11 protein-coding genes and 4 pseudogenes are annotated in these 18,257 nt (G+C 61.3%); 9 read left to right on the top strand and 6 right to left on the bottom strand.

From position 1 onward, the window contains the following. Positions 1-39: 39 nt before the first annotated feature. Together RT424_RS21075 and RT424_RS21070 are read left to right on the top strand one after the other, a co-directional pair. Positions 40-582, top strand: a pseudogene (locus RT424_RS21075) (IS3 family transposase); the annotation flags it as partial. A gap of 220 nt (positions 583-802) precedes the next feature. Next, positions 803-1,630, top strand: coding sequence for a methyltransferase domain-containing protein (locus RT424_RS21070; protein ID WP_313442241.1), 828 nt, complete (start codon positions 803-805; stop codon positions 1,628-1,630). Positions 1,631-1,956: 326 nt separating this feature from the next. Here RT424_RS21070 and RT424_RS21065 read toward each other — a convergent pair. Beyond that, positions 1,957-2,076, bottom strand: a pseudogene (locus RT424_RS21065) (IS5/IS1182 family transposase); the annotation flags it as partial. Positions 2,077-2,142: 66 nt separating this feature from the next. Between RT424_RS21065 and istA the strand changes: the two are divergent. Together istA and istB are read left to right on the top strand one after the other, a co-directional pair. Further along, positions 2,143-3,468, top strand: a pseudogene (istA, locus tag RT424_RS21060) (IS21 family transposase); the annotation flags it as partial. Then, positions 3,455-4,181, top strand: a pseudogene (gene istB / locus RT424_RS21055) (IS21-like element helper ATPase IstB). The pseudogenes istA and istB, both read left to right, overlap by 14 nt. 403 nt (positions 4,182-4,584) lie before the next feature. Here the strand turns inward: istB and RT424_RS21050 are convergent. After that, positions 4,585-5,481, bottom strand: a complete 897-nt coding sequence (locus RT424_RS21050; RefSeq protein WP_313442239.1) for a hypothetical protein — start codon at positions 5,479-5,481, stop codon at positions 4,585-4,587. A 149-nt stretch (positions 5,482-5,630) separates the two neighbouring features. Here RT424_RS21050 and RT424_RS21045 point away from each other — a divergent pair, with 149 nt between their 5' ends. Further along, entirely contained in the window at positions 5,631-6,200 is a 570-nt protein-coding gene (locus RT424_RS21045; protein WP_313442237.1) for a hypothetical protein, read from the top strand. An 83-nt stretch (positions 6,201-6,283) separates the two neighbouring features. Here RT424_RS21045 and RT424_RS21040 read toward each other — a convergent pair whose 3' ends face one another. The 4 genes from RT424_RS21040 to RT424_RS21025 all read right to left on the bottom strand — a co-directional run bounded on the left by RT424_RS21040 (position 6,284) and on the right by RT424_RS21025 (position 14,164). Then, positions 6,284-9,238, bottom strand: a complete 2,955-nt coding sequence (locus RT424_RS21040; RefSeq protein WP_313442235.1) for a TonB-dependent receptor domain-containing protein — start codon at positions 9,236-9,238, stop codon at positions 6,284-6,286. Positions 9,239-9,455: 217 nt separating this feature from the next. After that, positions 9,456-10,877, bottom strand: a complete 1,422-nt coding sequence (locus RT424_RS21035; RefSeq protein ID WP_313442233.1) for an aldehyde dehydrogenase family protein — start codon at positions 10,875-10,877, stop codon at positions 9,456-9,458. Positions 10,878-11,036: 159 nt separating this feature from the next. After that, a complete protein-coding gene (locus RT424_RS21030) occupies positions 11,037-12,812 on the bottom strand; it encodes a thiamine pyrophosphate-binding protein (RefSeq protein WP_313442231.1) in 1,776 nt (591 codons plus the stop codon). Between the two features lie 128 nt (positions 12,813-12,940). Beyond that, positions 12,941-14,164, bottom strand: a complete 1,224-nt coding sequence (locus RT424_RS21025) for a CaiB/BaiF CoA transferase family protein (RefSeq protein WP_409521562.1) — start codon at positions 14,162-14,164, stop codon at positions 12,941-12,943. 150 nt (positions 14,165-14,314) lie between these two features. On the opposite strand from RT424_RS21025, the gene RT424_RS21020 reads away from it, so the two are divergent. From RT424_RS21020 to RT424_RS21005, 4 genes are all read left to right on the top strand, one after another. Further along, complete coding sequence (locus RT424_RS21020) at positions 14,315-15,481, top strand: acyl-CoA dehydrogenase family protein (protein WP_313442227.1); 1,167 nt, start codon at positions 14,315-14,317, stop codon at positions 15,479-15,481. 142 nt (positions 15,482-15,623) lie between these two features. Further along, positions 15,624-16,511, top strand: a complete 888-nt coding sequence (locus RT424_RS21015; RefSeq protein WP_313442225.1) for a CoA ester lyase — start codon at positions 15,624-15,626, stop codon at positions 16,509-16,511. A 115-nt stretch (positions 16,512-16,626) separates the two neighbouring features. Then, complete coding sequence (locus RT424_RS21010; protein WP_313442224.1) at positions 16,627-17,874, top strand: acetyl-CoA hydrolase/transferase C-terminal domain-containing protein; 1,248 nt, start codon at positions 16,627-16,629, stop codon at positions 17,872-17,874. 1 nt (position 17,875) lies between these two features. Further along, positions 17,876-18,257 (top strand): enoyl-CoA hydratase/isomerase family protein (locus tag RT424_RS21005; protein ID WP_313442222.1); only part of this gene is annotated, 382 nt, incomplete at its 3' end.

Genomic DNA, 18,257 nt, shown 5'->3' with positions numbered 1-18,257 from the left:
CCGGAGACGGTTCTGCACTAACAATCAACACGGACCACTCAGTGGGGGCCGGTCACGGCCAATGTGCTGGATCGCCAGTTCGTCGCCGATGCGCCCAACCAAAAGTGGGTGGCAGACTTCACCTACATCTGGACCGCACAAGGTTGGCTCTATTTCGCGGCGGTCATCGACCTGTTCTCGCGCCGTGTCGTAGGTTGGTCGATGAGCGCGACCATGACGGCCCAACTGGTGGCGGATGCCGTGATGATGGCCATCTGGCGCCGGGGAAAACCCGATGCCCTGCTCCATCATTCGGATCAGGGCAGCCAATATACCAGTGAGCAGTTTCAACGCCTGATGCAGGACAATGGCGTGACCTGCTCCATGAGCCGATCGGGCAATTGCTGGGACAATGCGGCGATGGAGAGCTTCTTTTCTTCCCTCAAAACCGAACGGGTCCGCAAGAAGGTCTACCGGTCACGCGATCAGGCCAGAGCCAACGTGTTCGATTATATCGAGCGTTTCTACAATCCCACCCGCAGGCACTCGACCCTGGGCTATCTCAGCCCTATCGACTTCGAACGCCAGGCTGGGGTAGCCTAAAGAACCTTATCTCGGTGTCCTTCAAACCGGCAGCAGGCCATTAACACGAAAGGCCTAGTGAAAATCAGCTATATCATAGCCGCTAGGTCGCAGTTAATTGATTAATTGAGTTGTTTGTCGTTAAAAACGACTTGCTTCAAGAAATTTTAATTCATAGATTTCATTAGCAAACACGGGGGTTTTTATGTCATTTGGCGATAGGGTTAGTCTCATCAGGGGCATGGTGAACGTTGCAGGAAAAGGCCTTGAGATTGGCCCATCCCATAGCCCTCTATTCCCTAAACGAGAGGGCTTTGACATTGAAACACTTGATTATGCAGACGCCGATGCCTTGCGTGCGAAATACGAAGGGCACCCTGTAAATATTGATGCTATTGAAGAAGTGGATTATGTCTCGGATGGCAAGCTAATCCATGACGTAGTAGGCAAATCTGAATGCTATGACTATGTATTCAGCAGTCATGCCATTGAGCACGTTACAGATTTTGTTTCATATTTTCAAAGTTGCGAAACTTTACTGAAGCCGGGCGGTCGAGTTGTGCTCGCGATACCCGACAAACGCTTCATTTTTGACGCCTTGAGATTTCCTAGTTCTACCGGCGACGTTCTGGAGGCTTGGGGGAAAAATCACAACAGGCACAGTCCTAGCCGTGTATTCGATTTCTTTTCATTGTTCTCGACGCTAGGTGATTTGTCGACTTGGGACAAAAATTCTCACGGTTCAGCAACATTGCGCCACGACCTAAACTTGAGCAGAGATTGGTTTGATCGAGCGTGCCATGGGATAGAATATATTGATGTTCACGGCTGGACTTTTACTCCCGCAAGTTTTCAGCTCATCATACGCGACCTTAACGAGATGGGTATATTAAACCTAAAAATTGAGAATTTAATTCAATACGGTGTCTTAGAATTCTATGTTTCACTTACACGTGAAGCGCCGAGTAATGAACGGCCACGGCGAGATATGATACTCGACGTTCATCGTGAGCAGCTAGTGAGCAGCCTTCAACTACTTAGCTCTACAGGACAACTCGGCTTAGCCTAAACAGGCTCCTTCACCGGAAGCAATGCGATCAGTAGTCGTAGAACTGAAAAAAGCTTGATCTCCCATGGTTTAGCAGAGTTAAGCTAATCCCATTTGTCGTTTATGCCGCCAATCCGGTTATCAGATGATGGGGGGCATGCCCCCCCCGATCATCTGATTGCGCATTCGCCCATAGGCCTCTGTCGGAGTTTGGATGCCTCGAGAAACCGTCTGATTTCGCCATGATGGCGACGTGAGGGCTCGCGAGCGGATTGTGAGTCCCGGTTTCGGGGGCTGATCCGCCGATGTCCGTGGCAGGGCTGCCTGCACGGACCGTTTTGACGTCGCGCGGGCGTAGTTCGGCCTTGGAGGCAGGCCAGGCGCTGGAAGTTATAGACGAGGTTCGCCATCCCGATTTTGATGCGGGCTCGAGCGATGTGAGTGCTGGTCGTAATCTCCCCAATTTGAGAACCGCGCCTGATCGGCATGGGGGGCATGCCCCCATGCCGATCAGGCAGCACAATTATCCCTGCTTGGACCAACTGCTGGCGGAGAATGAAGCGCGGCATCGCCGTGACCGACTGCGCATGATGCAGATCCACGATCTGGTGCAACGTGAAGGGTTCGAAGGTTCCTATGACGCCGTCAGGCGCTATGCGCGGCGATGGGCTGAAGCACGGCGTAACGATCCAGGTGGCGGGATTGCAGCATTCATCCCTCTCTCGTTCAGGCCTGGCCAGGCATATCAGTTCGACTGGAGCCACGAGGCCGTGGAGATAGCTGGCAAGCTGATGCGGGATGAAGGTTGCGCATATGCGGCTTTGCGCGTCTCGGGCGGTGTACACGCGGGCTAATTCGCGTGAGACGCAGGAGATGGTGTTCGACGCACATGCCTGCGGATTTGCATTCTTCGGGGGCGTGCCGCTGCGCGGTATCTACGACAATATGAAGACCCCAGTGACCAGCGTGTTCGTCGGCAAGGAGCGGGTTTTTAACCGCCGCTTCCTGGTCACGGCCGATCATTATATGTCGAGCCCACGGCCTGCTCTCCGGCCGCGGGTTGGGAGAAGGGCCAAGTCGAAAATCACGTTCAGACGATCCGCAGGCGTTTCTTCCAACCTCGGTTGCGCTTCGCCAGCCTGGAAGAGTTGAACGGTTGGCTGGAAGCCGAATGTCTGCGCTGGGCCATGATGCACCCGCACCCCGAACAGAAGGAACTAACCGTCGCCCAGTCTCTGGAGATGGAGCGCCCTGCGCTGAAGCCAGTGATGGCTTCCTTCGATGGATTCCATGAGACGCAGCACGCGGTGACCGGCACTTGCCTGATCGGCTTCGACCGCAACCGGTATTCCGTAGCGGCGCGGGCCGCCCGCTATGCCGTTCATTTCCGTGCGTCTGCGGACCGGATCGTCGTGCGTCTGGGTGATGAGGTTATCGCCGAACACCCCCGCTTCTTCGGGCGCGTTCGGACGGTGTATGACCCGTGGCATTATCTGCCGGTGCTGGTGAACAAGCCGGGTGCGTTCAGGAACGGTTCCTCGTTCCAGGGTTGGGAACTTCCACCGGCGCTGGCGTGGCTCCGCCGCAAACTGGGTAGTGGCGATGAGGCCGGCCGCCGCTTCGTTCGCGTCCTGGCGGCCGTATCGAGCGATGGGTTGGATGCCGTCGAAGCTGCCATCCGCGAAGCGCTCGATGCTGGTGCGCCCAGCGACGAGGTGATCCTCAATATCCTGTCGCGGCGACGCGAGCCTCCGGCAGTTCACGCCTTGGGCGTTGTGGTCGATCTGAAGCTGGAGCATTTGCCGATTGCTGATTGCGCGCGCTACGACACCGTACGAGACCTTCATGCGGCGGGATGAGATGATCGACGCCATGCGCGTGCTCGGTCTGAAGGTAATGGCCGGTGCGTTCGATGATGCGGTAACCGCGGGAATACAGCGCAAACGCACGGCCAGTGTGATACTGACAGATCTTCTGCGGGCCGAGACCGCATATCGCCACGCGGCCTCGATCCGCTAAAGGATGACCGCTGTCAAACTGCCGGTCGTGAAGACCTCGATGCGTTCGTGTTCGACGGAACACCGATCAGCGAGGACTTCGTGCGCTCGCTTAATGCAGGTGCCTTCCTGCCTGGCAAACGCAACATCGTGCTGGTTGGAGGAACTGGCACAGGTAAGAGCCATCTGGCGATTGCCATCACGGCCAACGTCGTGCGCGCCGGCGCTCGTGGGCGTTACTTCAACACCGTGGATCTGGTCACCCGCTTTGAAGAAGGGGCACGCCTGGGAAAGTCTGGTACGCTCGCCGCCAACTCAGCCGCCTCGACCTGATCGTGCTGGATGAACTGGGTTACCTGCCGCGCGCGCGTTCCGGTGGCCAACTCCTGTTCCACCTTCTTAGCAATCTCTACGAGCAGACCTCGGTGATCATCACCACCAACCTGGCGTTCGGCGAATGGTCGACCGTGTTCGGCGATCCCAAGATGACTACCGCACTCCTCGATCGTATCACTCATCGCTGCGACAACGTGGAAACCGGCAATGACAGCTGGCGCTTCGAACACCGTAGCTGAGCCGCGGCAGGCCATCAGAAAAAACGTCCATCGCAGGGGTGGTGCCTTCGGTCGGGCTACGCCCTCCCTACGGCACCACCCCGGCGAAGCTCGCGCATGTCCTCAAGATAGAGCCATGACCGGAGGGGCCCTCTTCGACGCCGATCTCGGGTCCCGTTTGCGCGCCGATTGACAGCTGTGACGTCTGGAAACATCACAATGGCACATTTGATGCTGTCGGGAGGGGGTATCCACTCCATCACATTTCAGTGGCAATCAACAACGCGCTCTCTAAGGTTAAAATGCAAAGAAGATTTTTGGATGTATATCTATTAATAATCAGTATTACATTTCATGTATACATTGGGATGAATTTCTATTTGTGGGTATGTAGGCGCTATGAATCAAGATTAAAGTGGGTCAATTACCAAAGTCTCGCAGGATCCGGGCGGCGCAGGGCTTGAAGTGCCAGCCCCATAACAGGGTCGTCTTCGGCTAGAAGTTGCAATCCGCTAATGACTTCTTCGCGCAAAACGTCTTTTGCAAGGTCTAAGCGGTTTGACGTTGTGAATTTTTCTTGTGCGGAAAGAACTGCGTAAAACTCCCAGTTCTCCATGCTGGCAATGTGATCCAATCCTAGGTGCGTAAGGCCTAAATCGTTTAAATCCTGCATAATTAGACGAAAGCTGGCGGGCGTAAAGCACCATCCATGAATATCTAAATATTCGGTAGTCTGAGATGCCAGATCAAATTGCGCTTTTGCTGCTGAAGGATCTTTTTCGAAAGCTAGGGTGCCACGGCTATCGCGATTCCACGTGTTCTGGCCATCCATGAAGAGAATATTGGTGTTGTAATCGAATATTGCTCGCAGGCTGTGGCGATTTGCGGAATGATAATGTGCTTCTAAAATTTCCCCAGATGTAGAAGGGTGTCGCATTCCATCAAACATGAAGCGTTTGTCTGGAATTGCGAGAACAACTTTTCCTCCAGGTGATAGCAATAACTCGCAGCTGATGAAAAAATCAACTATATCGGTTAAATGTTCTATATTGTGGGATGAAAAAATGTAATCATAGCGATTTCGATGTGGGATGGTGTCTGCTAGAGACTTTCCATTGGTCACATAATCGACATTTTCAATATGATCTGACGGAATACCCATCTCTGAGTATTTGCGACGTAAATCTTCCGTTGGGGCATAGTCGACAGTTTCAATATTGAAGCCGTCCCGTTTGGGGAAAACCGGGCAATGGCTCGGTCCAATTTCAAGGCCGAGGCCGTCTGAATTAAATAAAGATTGAAGGAACTTTTGCCTAGTCATCGCAACCTCTGTGCTTATAAGTCATTGCTTAAACGCGGAGGCTATCTCATTTGTCGGAGCATGCAACCGAAGATAGTGAGATTGCGATTATTTGGTGCTGTGCATCGGGGCGTTCGCCGAAGACGTCAAAATTTTGACAAGGCGTTTTCATGATCGCGATGGAACACACGTTCAAGTTGGTGATACAGATGCCGTATTTGATTTTGAGTTCCAGAATCGAACCAATTATTTCTTTCTTGACAGCGGTATTTTCAATGGATCGCCGGTGTTTATCGAGCTTAGATCATAAATTTTTCAGATATTTAAAGTGTTTATGTGACTCACGCTACCCGCTCCAATCCTCATCCTTTCAGGCTTTTAAGCGTTTCGTCCGGCTGGACAAAGCGGCCGTCGTGGTGTGTCTGGTCTCGTTCGGCCGTGGCTTGCGGCGCGGAGACCACCAAGGGGATGCGATGACGCCGATCGAACGAGGAACGCAGGCCTTGGCGGCCGCGTTGGGGGCTGGGGATTGGGAGGCCGAGGACATCGCCTCGCGCGAGCGTTTTGCGGCGGCTGCACGGTCCTTTCTGGAGGCTATTCGCGAACCCGACGAACTTATGATGGAATCGGGTGCGGAGATCGTCCGCCACGTTGGGGAAGGTGAAAGCGAGGAGGCCTATCGCAACGATGCCGCCAACATCTGGCGCTTCATGATCGCAGCCGCCTTGGCGCAGGATTGACGGGGCGCTGGATCGACAGAGCCATTGGGCAAGAAAAAGGGCCGTGGTGACACGGCCCTTTTTTCGTCCAACGCTTGCCTTGGTCAGCTTGCGCCGCCGAACAGGTCGGCAAGCTTGACCCTGGCGCCTACGAAGACATAGCGTCCCACCGCGCTGACCGGGATGTTCAGGCTGCCGAGATCGGGCTTCTGGTTGAACAGGTTGTTCACGCCGCCGTAGATCGTGAACTGATCGCCCACATCATAGGTCATGCTCAGGTCGTGCGAGAAGCGTTCCTTGAGCTTGAGGTATTCCGGCGCGACGATGTCCGGATTGGCGGCGATCGTCTGGCGGTCATAGCGATAGACGGCAGACGTGTAGTTCACCTGCCAGTCGAGCCCGAAGCTGCCGCTCTGCCAGGTGAGGTCTGCCGTGACCTGGAACTTGGGCGCGCCTGCGACATAGGCGTTGTTGACCGTGGCGGCGCCGGGAATCGGCACGGCGGTCAGGCGGTGCAGATAGTTTGCCATCACCCGCGCCCCGAAGGTTCCCGCGCTTGCGGTCGGCACCGAGTAGGCCAGCGCGAGGTCGAGACCCGAGGTGCGGATCTGTGCGACGTTGAACGGAGTGAGCTGGAAGCTCGTGATGTTGCCTGCGCCGGTTCCGCCGTTCTGGCGGGTGATTGCGCCGCAATAGGGATTGTCGAGGCTGGCCTGATCCACGCAAAGATCGGCGAGGCTCTGGGCGGAAACCACGCTGATCGCGTTGCGGATACGTATGTCGTACCAGTCGGCGGAGAGCGTCAGGCGCGGGAGGAAGGCGGGTTGGAGTACCGCGCCGGCCGTCCAGGTCTTGGCGGTTTCCTCCTTAAGGTCGGGATTGCCGACGCCGAACCCTGCGATGCCCTGGCCGATGACGCCGTTGAAAGTGGCCGGGTCGGCTCCCAGGCCCGTGAGCAGGGCGCTGCAATTTGCGGCGCGATACTGCGTACCGTTCTGGAGGTTGGCGGTCCCGCAAGGGTCGTTGATGGCTTGCGCGGTCTGCGAGGCGCCGGTGTAGAGCTCGCTGATGTTCGGTGCACGCACCGACCTCGAATAGGAACCGCGCAAGGTCACGTCCCGCACCGGCGCCCATTCGCCGCCGATTTTCCACGCGCTGGTCGAGCCGACGCTGGAATAGTCGGAATAGCGCGCGGCGCCGTTGAGCGACAGGCGGTGCGCGAAGGCCATGTCGGCCAGGATCGGGAGGTTTACTTCGCCGAACAGTTCCCAGACGTCGAAGGAGCCCTTCGAATTGCCCAGCGCACTGGTGAAGGTCAGCCCTTGGGACACCAGCGGGTCGGGAACGAAGCTGCTCTTCTCGCTGCGATACTCGCCCCCGACGGCAAAGGAGATGGGGCCGCCGGGAAGCTCGAGAATCCCGTGGCTATCGCCGGTCACCGAGCCGCTGACGACATGCTGGGTTAGGGTGGTGCGATCGGTGGTATCGGCCATGATCCAATCGAGCGCGGCCTGGTTGGATGCGTTGTTCTCTCCGAAGAGGTTGAGCGGCAGGCAGTCGCCGGCGGCGAAGGTCACGGGCGGGATCGGCGCGCGGTTGCGGTTGTAGGGCTGGAAGGGCGTCCATCCGGCCTGGGTATTGACGCGGCAGGTGACGCCGTTTGCGCCGTCGCTCACCGCGTCGATTGCGGCGAGGTAGCGGTCCGTCAGCATATTGTTGACGTAGCGCGACTTCACCTTGGTCTGGCCGAAGACGTAGGACAGGTCGTAGCGCAAGTTGGGGCTGATCTGCCCGCGCGCACCGACGACGCTGCGGACGGTCTCGCGGGTGATGTCCTCGCCCCGGCGGCCGAAGTCGAAGTTGTCGCGGTTGACCAGCACGCCGCCCATCGCCGGATCGATAGCGGCCTGCACGGCCGCCGGGAGGTAGGGATTGTCCTGAGGGATGAACAGGTAATAGTCGAAAGTCGGTTGCCCCAGCGTGAAGGAGCGGCTGCGGGCATACTTGCCCTCGGCATAGAGAGTCAGCGCATTGCTGACGTCGAAGTGGGCCGAGGCGCTGACGACGTCGCGCTTGATGCGGGGCAGGAGGTCGTTGCCGTAATCCGAAACGAGCGTGCCCGAACCGCCTTGCTGGTAGCCCGGCGCGATGATCGTGCCGTGATCGAAAAGCTGGCCGTCGCCGCCGACGAAGTCCGGCACGCCATCGAAGTTGACGTCGATCCCGCCCGCGCGCGACGTGTCGAAGTAACGGATGTTCGCAAGGGGCACGTTATCGGGAATGCCGTCGTTGTTGCCGAGCCCGGCTTCGGTGTCGGCGGGGTTGTGGTAGAAATCGACCTTGTTCTCGCCATCGAGATAGTGGCGCGAATGGGCGCTGAGGCGGTCTTCCTCGCCATGTTCCCAAGCGACGGCGATGTTGCCGCGACCACCTGCGAAGTTGTGTCCGGCGGTCAGCGCGATCAGGCGCTGGCCGGCATCGCCGCGACCCGAAATTCCCGTCTGGACGCGGGCGGTCACGCCTTCGAAGTCCTGCTTCTGGATGAAGTTCACGACGCCGGAAACGCCGTCCGCGCCGTAGACGGCGGAGGCACCGCCGGTGAGCACTTCGACGCGTTCCACCAGGTCGAGCGGGATCGTGTTGATGTCGACGGACTGGGTGCCGGCGACGGAAGCGACCTGGCGGCGGCCATCGATCAGCACCAGCGTGCGCTGGGTGCCGAGGTTGCGCAAGTTGAGCAGATTGAGGCCGGTGAAGCCGATGCCCGCGCGGTTGCCGCTGGTCTCGAAGGAATCGGCCGAATTGTGAAGCGCGGGAATGGTCGTCAGGAAATCGGTCAGGTTCGTGGTGCCCGAATCCGCGATGTCCCTTGCCGTCACCACGGTAACGGGATTGGCCGTGCCGGAGGACGGCTGGGCGATGCGCGAGCCGGTAACGACGATCGCTTCACCCGATTCCGTCGCAGAGGCGTCCTGGGCAAAGGCTTGCTGCGGAAACAGGAGGGCGAGAGCCGGCACGAGGGCTCCGCCGAGAAGGACCATGTCCTTGCGGGTCATCATTTTCGCGTTCCTTAGACAGTCGCATCGCTCCGACCGGCGAGGGACTGGCCGGGGAGTTCCCGGCGGCGGTACGCGAAGAGATTTACGCAGCTCTTAACGAGAAATGTAATGACGCATCCGCAGAAAAATGGCGGCTATGCGTGTTAGTATTGCAACAGTTTAATGCTGCGGGCTGCCGGGGGCGCTTACCTGGCGATTCCCCGGCAGGCCAGTTCGATCAGGCCGGGTTCCAGCCGATCACGGACTTAACCTCGAGATATTCGGCAAAGCCGTGCTCACCCCACTCGCGGCCGTTGCCGGAACGCTTGTAGCCGCCGAACGGGGCGTGGAAGTCGAAGCCCCCGTTGACCCAGATCGCGCCGGTGCGCATGCGGCGCGAGATGGCGCGGGCCGCTTCGAGATCCTCACCCGAGACGTAGCCGCCAAGGCCGAAGTTGGAATCGTTGGCGATTTCCACGGCGTGATCGACATCGTCGTAGCCGATGACGACAAGGACGGGACCGAAGATTTCCTCGCGCGCGATCGCCATGTCGTTTGTGCCGACGAAGACGGTTGGCTTGACGTAGTAGCCCTTGTCCAGCCCGTCGGGCTTGCCGGGGCCGCCGGCGACCAGCTTGGCGCCTTCCTCGAGGCCCTTCTCGATGTAGCCCTGGATGATCTCGTACTGGCTCTTCGAGACGACCGGGCCCATCGCGAAGTTGCCCTTGGGGTCGCCCACGGTAACGCCGTTCGCGGCTTCGGTGGCGGCGGCAATGGCATCGTCCATGCGGGCGCTGGGCACCAGCAGGCGCGAGCCGGCCGAGCAGGTCTGGCCGGAATTGCCCATCATGCCCCCGGTGGCGGCGGCGACATTGGCGGCGAGCGACGCGTCGTCGAGCACGATCCACGCAGACTTGCCGCCGAGTTCGAGGCCGACGCGCTTCACGGTATCGGCCGCATCCTTCTGGATCTGCACGCCCACCGGCTCGGAGCCGGTGAAGGAGATCATGTCCACGTCCTCATGGGTGGAGAGCGCGGTGCCGATCTCGCTGCCCTTGCCCTGCACCATGTTGAAGACGCCCGCCGGGACACCTGCCCCGTGCAGGATTTCGGCCAGGATCTGGGCCGAATAGGGTGCGAGTTGCGGGGGCTTGAGGATCATCGTGCAACCGGCGGCAAGCGCGGGGAAGATCTTCACGCAGGTCTGGTTCATCGGCCAGTTCCACGGCGTGATCAGCCCGCAGACGCCGATCGGCTCCTTGCGGATAAGGGTGACGCCGCGTTGTTCCTCGAACTTGAAGTCCTTCAGCACTTCGATCGCGGTGGACAGGTGGCCTTTGCCCAGCAGCGTGTGGAACCCGCAGGCGAGCGACATCGGCGCGCCCATTTCCTCGCTGACGGCCTCACCCAGTTCGGTTTCGCGCTTCAGGTATTCGGCCAGGATCGCTTCCAGCAGGTCGAGGCGTTCCTTCGCGCTGGTCTCGCCAAACGTGGCGAAGGCGCGGCGGGCGGCGGCGACGGCCTTGTCGACATCGGCAGCCGAGCCCAGCGAGATCGTGCCGGAGACTTCCTCGGTGGCGGGATTGACGACTTGTGCGGTACGCGGCGCGATCGGTTCGACCCACTGACCGTCGATGTAGAACTGGGTGTAATTGCGCATGAATGGCTTTCCCGAAAGCCCCTCGCCTTCAGGGGAGGGGTTGGCGTGGGAGCTGGCCTGCAGGCACTGCGTTGGCCGATAGCCCCCACCCCGCTGCGACTAGAGGCGTTGCCCCAAGTCTCGCTCCCCCTCCCCTGAAGGGGAGGGGGAAACGGTGCTTTACTGCGTTCCTTCAGCGTACCAGGTGCGGAACTCCGAATAGTTCGGCATTTCTTCCGAATTCGCAGCCGGGTCGATCGGTACGTGGATCACGGTGCAGCCGCCACGCTCATAGGCGCGCTGGATGGCCGGGCCGATGTCTTCCGCCTTTTCGACATATTCGCCTGCCGCGCCGAAGCCTTCGGCGATCTTGTCGAAGCGGACCTTGTCTGACCAGTGCACGCCGGTTTCCTTGGTGCCCTTGCCGAAGGTGCGCTTGTAGACGCCCACTTCGAGGCCCCACTGGAAGTCGACGCCGACGATCACCACCAGCGGCAGGTTCTTGCGCACCGCCACTTCAAGCTCGCCCACATGGAACAGGAACGATGAGTCCGAAGTGATCAGCATGCCCGGACGCTGCTTGCCCGTTTCTGCCTGGTCGGCGAGCATGGCGCCGGTAGCATAGGGCAGGCCGGTGCCGATGTGGCCGTAGTTCTGGTTCCAGATCACGTCATGCGGCTTGGCCTGCGAGTAGGTCCACTGGAAGATCACTGTGGCGCCGCCGTCGCGGATCAGGATGCCGTCCTTCGGGAAGGCCTTGGTCGCTTCGGTGACGAACTGGCTGGTGTGCATCTTCGCGGTCGAACCGTCGGGCTTGGTCGCGGCTTCCTCGGCCAGTTCGACAAGCTGATCGGCATCACGCTGGATATATTCGGCCAGAGAAGGCGCAGCTTTGCGCGGAGTGTCCTTCAGTGCACGGACTAGCTGCGGCACCACGGCGCGGACGTCGCCCACCAGCGGCACGTCGATCGGGCGGTTGACGCCGATCGCGGTGGGGTCCTGCTGGACGTAGATCCACTTGCGGTTGGCCTCGTTGTCCACCCAGTGGCGCCAGCGGCCGTAGTGGCTGGGCTCGCCCAGTTCGGTGGCGAGCGCCACGCAACAGTCGCTTTCGACCACCGCGTCGATCGACGCTTCCGAGAAGCCGTAGGGGAAGGTGCGATCCTCAAGCCCCTCGATGAACGAGGTGCCGCCCGAGGTCTGGATCACCGGGCACTGCATCAGCTCGGCCAGTTCCTTGACCGAGGCGCCGGCTTTGGCGGTGTAGGCGCCGTGACCGACCAGCAGCACCGGGTTCTTGGCGTTGCGAATGATCTCGGCCGCTTCGGCGATACGGTCGCCATCGGCGCCCTGGTTGGTCAGGCGATAGCGATGCGGCGGCAGCACCGGCGGCAGGTCAAGCTCTTCCAGAATGACGTGCGCGGGATACTCGATATAGGCCGGTCCGGGCGTGCCCGACATGGCGACGCGGATGGCTTCGCGAATGATCTCGTCGGTCTGGTCGGCATATTCGATCGAGCTGGAGAACTTGACCGAATCCTCGATCATCGGCTCCTGCCGCACGAACTGGATGCGGCCGCGGCGTACGCGGCGCTCGGTGATGCGGGCGCGCTGGCCGCCCATGAAGATCACCGGATCGTTCTCTACCTTGGCGCACTGCACGGCCGGCATCATGTTGGCCATGCCCGGCCCGAGCGTGCCGATGCAGAGTGCCGGCTTGCCGGTAATGCGGGCGGCGGCGGCGGCCATGTGGCCGGCGGACGCTTCGTGGTGCGGTGAAACGACCGTCCAGCCGCGCGATTCGGCCTCAAGGAAAAGGTGGACGAAGTTGGGATCGGGAATACCGAAAAGGGTCTTGATGCCCTCCGCCTCGAACAGGTCGAGGATGCGCTTGTAAACCGGAGTGCCCTTGCGCGTCTTTGCAGGCGCCTCGGCTTGCGGCTGGTCGTCGTACATGGTGATGCCTTTCTTCTCGATCCCAATCTCGCTGCCGGTTCTCGTGCGGAATCCGTCTTCCCAGCGCGCGGCTTGAACGGGTGTTTAGCGCATGCTCTCGGGCGCTGTCAGGTGAAAACCAGGGTCGTTCAGGGTGACTCGACCGCTATCGCCGGGGCGACGCTTGCGTGTTCCCACTCGGTCAATTCCTTTAGCACTGTGGCGTTGTCCTGCCCGAGCGTGGGGGCCGCCCCCTGCACGCCGCCGGGGGTGGCGGAAAGCCAGGTCGGCACGCCGGGGAAACGTATCGGACCGTGAGCGGTCTCGACCGTTTCGAAAAAGTCGATGGCGTTGAGGTGCTCGTTTTCGAACAGTTCGTCGGTGGTGCGCAGCGGCGCGCAGGGGATGTGCAGCGCGCGCAGGGTATCGAGCCATTCCTGCGTCGTACGAGTGAGGAACGTCTCTCCGAGCAGCCCGTAGACCCGGCCGATCTGGCGGGCGCGCCGTTCGAGCGTCGCGAACTCGCCGCCCCGTTCACCCTGGGCCCATTCGGGTTGCAGCGCTTCGACGAAGGCGTTCCAGTGCTTGTCGTTGTAGACCAGTGCCGCGACGTAGCCGTCGCTGGTCCTGTAGGGGCGGCGATTGGGCTCGACGGCGCGATGATAATGGGCGGGCGTGGTCGGTGGCGAGAACATCGCGCCATTGGCGTGCTCCACCAGCATGAACGAGGTCATCGCCTCGAACATGGTGACTTCGACTTCCTGTCCCTCTCCGGCCCCTCTGCCGCCCGTGCGTTCGCGATGATAAAGCGCCATCATCGTCGCATAGAGCGCGTGGAGCCCGGCGACCTTGTCGGCCATGATCGTGGCCACGTAGCCCGGTTCGCCGTTCATCAGCCCCTGCACGTGCGGGATGCCGCATTCGGCCTGGATGGTATCGTCGTAGGCGGGCTTGTCGCCTTCCGGCCCGCGCCGCGAATAGCCGTAGCAATTGGTGTAGATGATGTCGGGCCGAATCGCGCGCACCGCTTCGTAATCGAAACCGAGCTTGCGGATCGCGCTTCCGCGCATCGAGTGGATGAAGACATCCGCGGTGGCGATCAGCCGACGCAGGGTTTCGCTGTCCCCCTCCTGCCTGAGGTCGAGCATCATGCCGCGTTTCCCGCGATTCACATTGGCGTAGATGCCGCCCATGCCCGGCACCGGACCCTCCGTGATCCAGCGGGTATTGTCGCCTTCGGGCGGCTCTATCTTGATCACTTCGGCGCCCATGTCCGCCATGATCTGCGTGGCGTAGGGGCCGAAGACCACGCTGGTGAGATCCACCACACGCACGCCGCTCAACGGTCCTTTGTTTTGCTTGCTCGCGGCCAAGGCCCTCTCCTTTTCGTTGGCCTATGCGTAACCCACCGCCGGAGCGAATACTATTCGTATTTGCGTTCATCGGGCGCATATCGGCACGATGATGGTTGTTAGGTAAGGGCCGCGCTGCTAGTCCGACAGGCAAGAAGGAAGAGGAAAGCCATGGATTTCGCCCTGACCGACGACCAGCAGAACATCCGCGAGGCCGTTCTCAAGCACTGTTCGCAGTTCTCCGACGAGTACTGGCTGGAAAAGGATCGCAGCGGCGAATTTCCCACCGAGTTCCACAAGTCGATGGCGGATGCCGGCTGGCTCGGCGTGGCCATGCCCGAAAGCGTCGGCGGTGCGGGGCTGGGCATTACCGAAGCGGCGGTGATGATGCAGGCCGTGGCCGAAAGCGGCGGCGGCATGACGGCGGCATCCTCCATCCACTTGCCGGTCTTCGGGCTGGAGCCGGTCATGCTGTTCGGCACCGAGGAACAGCAACAGCGGATGATCCCGCCGATACTTTCGGGCGAGGAGAAGATGTGCTTTGCCGTGACCGAGCCGAACACCGGGCTCGACACCACCAGCCTCAAGACCCGCGCCGAAAAGGTGCCGGGCGGCTACCGCGTCAATGGCGAGAAAGTGTGGATCACGCAGGCCCACATCGCCGATCGGATGCTGATCATCGCCCGCACCACGCCGCTGGAACAGGTGAAGAAGAAGACCGACGGCCTTAGTCTTTTCTATACGAAGCTCGATCGCGAACACATCGAGACGCGGATCATCCCCAAGATGGGCCGGCACGCGGTCGGCTCCAACATGATGTTCATCACCGATCTTTTCATCCCGGACGAGGATCTGATCGGCGAGGAAGGGCAGGGCTTCCGTATCCTGCTCAAGGGCCTCAATCCGGAGCGCGTGCTGCTGGGGGCCGAGGCGACGGGTCTGGGCCGCGTCGCAATCCAGCGGGCCTCTCGTTACGCGCGGGAACGCGTGGTTTTCGGGCGGCCGATCGGCCAGAACCAGGGCATCCAGCACCCGCTCGCCAAGGCGTGGATGCAGGTCGAGGCCGCCAGCCTGATGGTGTTCAAGGCCGCCACCTTGTTCGACAAGGGGCTGGACTGCGGCGTTGAGGCGAACTCCGCCAAGTACCTGGCCGCAGAAGCCGGGTTCGAGGCGTGCCAGACCGCCATGATGTCGATGGGCGGCATGGGCTATGCGCAGGAATACCATGTGGAGCGTTACCTGCGTGAAGTGATGATCCCGCGCATTGCGCCGGTCAGCCCGCACCAGATCATGAACTTCATCGCCGAGAGGGTTTTGGAACTGCCCAAGAGTTATTGAGGCCGTTCCGCGTCGTCCCGGACTTGATCCGGGACCGGTGGCGGTCTTTACCAGCGCACGCGGCAGGGCGCCTTGCCGAAAGCGAGGCCGTTCACGGCCAGCGGTCCCGGATCAGGTCCGGGACGACGAATGTGGAGAGAGCATGCCCAAGCACGAAGCAATCGCCGCCCGCTCCTGGCTTTTCGCGCCGGGCGACAGCGAAAAGAAGATGACCAAGGCGATGGAAGGTGAGGCGGACATCGTCCTGATCGATCTGGAAGACGCCGTCGCGCCCGATTCCAAGGCTGCGGCGCGCCCGATGGTGCATGACTTCATTGCCGCCAATCCCGAACAGCGCGGCCGCCTGTGGGTACGCATCAACCCGCTCGACGGCCCGCATACGCTGGACGACCTTGTGGCGATCATGCCCGCGCGTCCCGGCGGGATCATGCTCCCCAAGGTCTATGGCCGGCAGGACGTGGAGACGCTGGACCGTTACCTCGAAGCGCTGGAAGTGGCGAACGGCATCGAGCAGGGATCCACCCCGGTGATCGTGCTGATCACCGAAACGGCCGAGGCGATGTTCCACACCGGCGACTACAAGGGCGCGCCGCGCGTGGTGGCGCTGACCTGGGGCGCCGAAGACCTGGCCGATTCGATCGGCGCTTCGTCGAACAAGGAAGCGGACGGCGCCTATTCGTTTACCTACGAGCTGGCCCGCAGCCTCACCGTGCTGGGTGCGGCGACGGCCGGCGTGACCGCGATCGAGACGATCAGTGCCGATTTCAAGGATCTCGAAGCGCTCAAGGCCCGCGCCGAGAAGGTGCGCCGCGACGGGTATCGCGGGATGATGGCGATCCACCCTGCGCAAGTCCCGGTGATCAACGCAGCCTTCACCCCCACCGAGTCGGAAATCGCCGAAGCCCAGGAAATCGTCGACGTGTTCGCCGCCAACCCCGGCGTCGGCGCCATCGGCTGGAAGGGCGGCATGCTCGATCGCCCCTATCTTGCACGTGCAGAACGGCTGCTGCGGCAGGCGGGCAAGCTGTGAGCCGGAACGCTCGTCGTCCCGGACTTGATCCGGGACCGCTGGCGGTCTTGAGGCGCGAGACCGCGGGCGGGGCGCGGCTCTGCCAGCGGTCCCGGATCACGTCCGGGACGACGGTATGATCGATCTCTCGCAACACCTACGCCCCGGCGACCACATCGTCTTCGGCCAGGCCTGCGGCGAGCCGACCACTCTGGTTGAGGCCCTGATCGAGCAGGGCGAGGCCATCGGCGGCCTCCACGCCTTCATCGCCACCAGCTTCTCCGGCCTGTTCACGCCGGATAGCGCGCGGTCTTTCCGCCTTTCCAGCATGGGGGCGATCGGCGTGCTGCGCAGCATGACCAAGGTGAACGCGCTGGACGTCATCCCCGTCCACGTCAGCCAGGTCGCCAGCCTGATCGAGGCCGGAATCATGCCCTGCGACGTGGCGATGATCCAGGTCAGCCCCGCCGACGCGGAGGGTAATCACAGCTGCGGCCTGATCTCGGACTACGTCCGCGCGGCGGTGGACAAGGCCCGCGTGGTGATCGCGGAAGTGAACGAGCAGGTGCCCTATGTACCGGGCGAGACGATTCCCGGCGCGTTGATCGACGTTGCCGTCCACGTCAGCCGTGCGCCGGTGGAAGTGGCACCTGCGAAGATCGGCCCGACGGACGAGGCCATCGCCCGGCACTGCGCCGAATTCATCGATGACGGCGCCGTGCTGCAAACCGGCGTCGGCGCGGTGCCGGACGCGATCCTGCGCCTGCTGCACGACCGCCGCGACCTGGGCGTCCATTCGGGCATGTTGGGCGACGGCCTTGTCGATCTTGCCGAAGTGGGCGTGCTGACCAATGCGCGCAAGGAGATCGATCGCGGCGTCTCCATCAACGGCGCGCTGATCGGCACGCGGCGGCTCTACGACTGGGCCGCGCACAATCCGGCGATCCGCATGACACCCACGAGCTATACCCACGATGCCGCCACGCTCTCGCGGCTCTCGCGCCTCGTCACCATCAATTCGGCGCTCGAAGTGGACCTCACCGGGCAGGTCAATGCCGAGCAGTCGGGCGCCAGCTATCTCGGCGGCACGGGAGGCCAGGTCGATTTCGTTCGGGCCGGCGCGCGGTCTCCGGGTGGAGCGTCGCTGATCGTACTGGCGTCGACCGCCAAGGGGGGCACCTTGAGCAAGATCGTGCCCAGGCTCTCCGGGCCGGTCACCACCGCGCGAACCGAAGTGGACGTGATCGTCACCGAATACGGCGCGGCCCGTCTCAAGGGCCAGTCGCTGGCGGAGCGGGCGAAGCGGCTGCTGGAAATCGCCCATCCCGACTTCCGGGAGGATCTGGCCCACACGGCTCACGAAATCGGGAAAAGGGGCTTCTGACGTGTCTCCAGCCGTTCTCTATCATGTCCATGGCGATGGCATCGCGGTCATCACCATCGATCGGCCCGAACAGCGCAATTGCCTCAGCCGCGAAGTGCGCGAGGGGCTGCGTGAGGCATGGGCGACATTCGAAGCCGATGCCTCCGCTCGCATCGCCGTGCTTACCGGCAGCGGAGACAAGGCCTTCTGCGCGGGCGGCGACCTGAAGGAGATGGTGGAGACCGGCATGGCCGTGCCCCCGCGCGACCTCTATGCCTTGCCTTACGACACCATAGAACTAACCAAGCCGACCATCGCCGCCGTCAACGGCCATGCCTTCGCCGGCGGTTGGATGATCGCGCAGGCCTGCGACCTCTGCGTCGCGAGCACCCATGCCCGGTTCG

It is taken from the genome of Novosphingobium sp. (assembly GCF_032093395.1).
GTDB lineage: Bacteria > Pseudomonadota > Alphaproteobacteria > Sphingomonadales > Sphingomonadaceae > Novosphingobium.
The sequence above is the reverse complement of the archived record's forward strand: the minus strand, read 5'-3'. Positions and strand labels throughout refer to the sequence as shown.

What these genes read in the sequence shown, in the direction of transcription:
- RT424_RS21070 (WP_313442241.1), top strand. Translation starts at nt 803, where the DNA reads ATGGTGAACGTTGCAGGAAAAGGCCTTGAGATTGGCCCATCCCATAGC.
- RT424_RS21050 (WP_313442239.1), bottom strand. Translation starts at nt 5,481, where the DNA reads ATGACTAGGCAAAAGTTCCTTCAATCTTTATTTAATTCAGACGGCCTC.
- RT424_RS21045 (WP_313442237.1), top strand. Translation starts at nt 5,631, where the DNA reads ATGATCGCGATGGAACACACGTTCAAGTTGGTGATACAGATGCCGTAT.
- RT424_RS21040 (WP_313442235.1), bottom strand. Translation starts at nt 9,238, where the DNA reads ATGATGACCCGCAAGGACATGGTCCTTCTCGGCGGAGCCCTCGTGCCG.
- RT424_RS21035 (WP_313442233.1), bottom strand. Translation starts at nt 10,877, where the DNA reads ATGCGCAATTACACCCAGTTCTACATCGACGGTCAGTGGGTCGAACCG.
- RT424_RS21030 (WP_313442231.1), bottom strand. Translation starts at nt 12,812, where the DNA reads ATGTACGACGACCAGCCGCAAGCCGAGGCGCCTGCAAAGACGCGCAAG.
- RT424_RS21020 (WP_313442227.1), top strand. Translation starts at nt 14,315, where the DNA reads ATGGATTTCGCCCTGACCGACGACCAGCAGAACATCCGCGAGGCCGTT.
- RT424_RS21015 (WP_313442225.1), top strand. Translation starts at nt 15,624, where the DNA reads ATGCCCAAGCACGAAGCAATCGCCGCCCGCTCCTGGCTTTTCGCGCCG.
- RT424_RS21010 (WP_313442224.1), top strand. Translation starts at nt 16,627, where the DNA reads ATGATCGATCTCTCGCAACACCTACGCCCCGGCGACCACATCGTCTTC.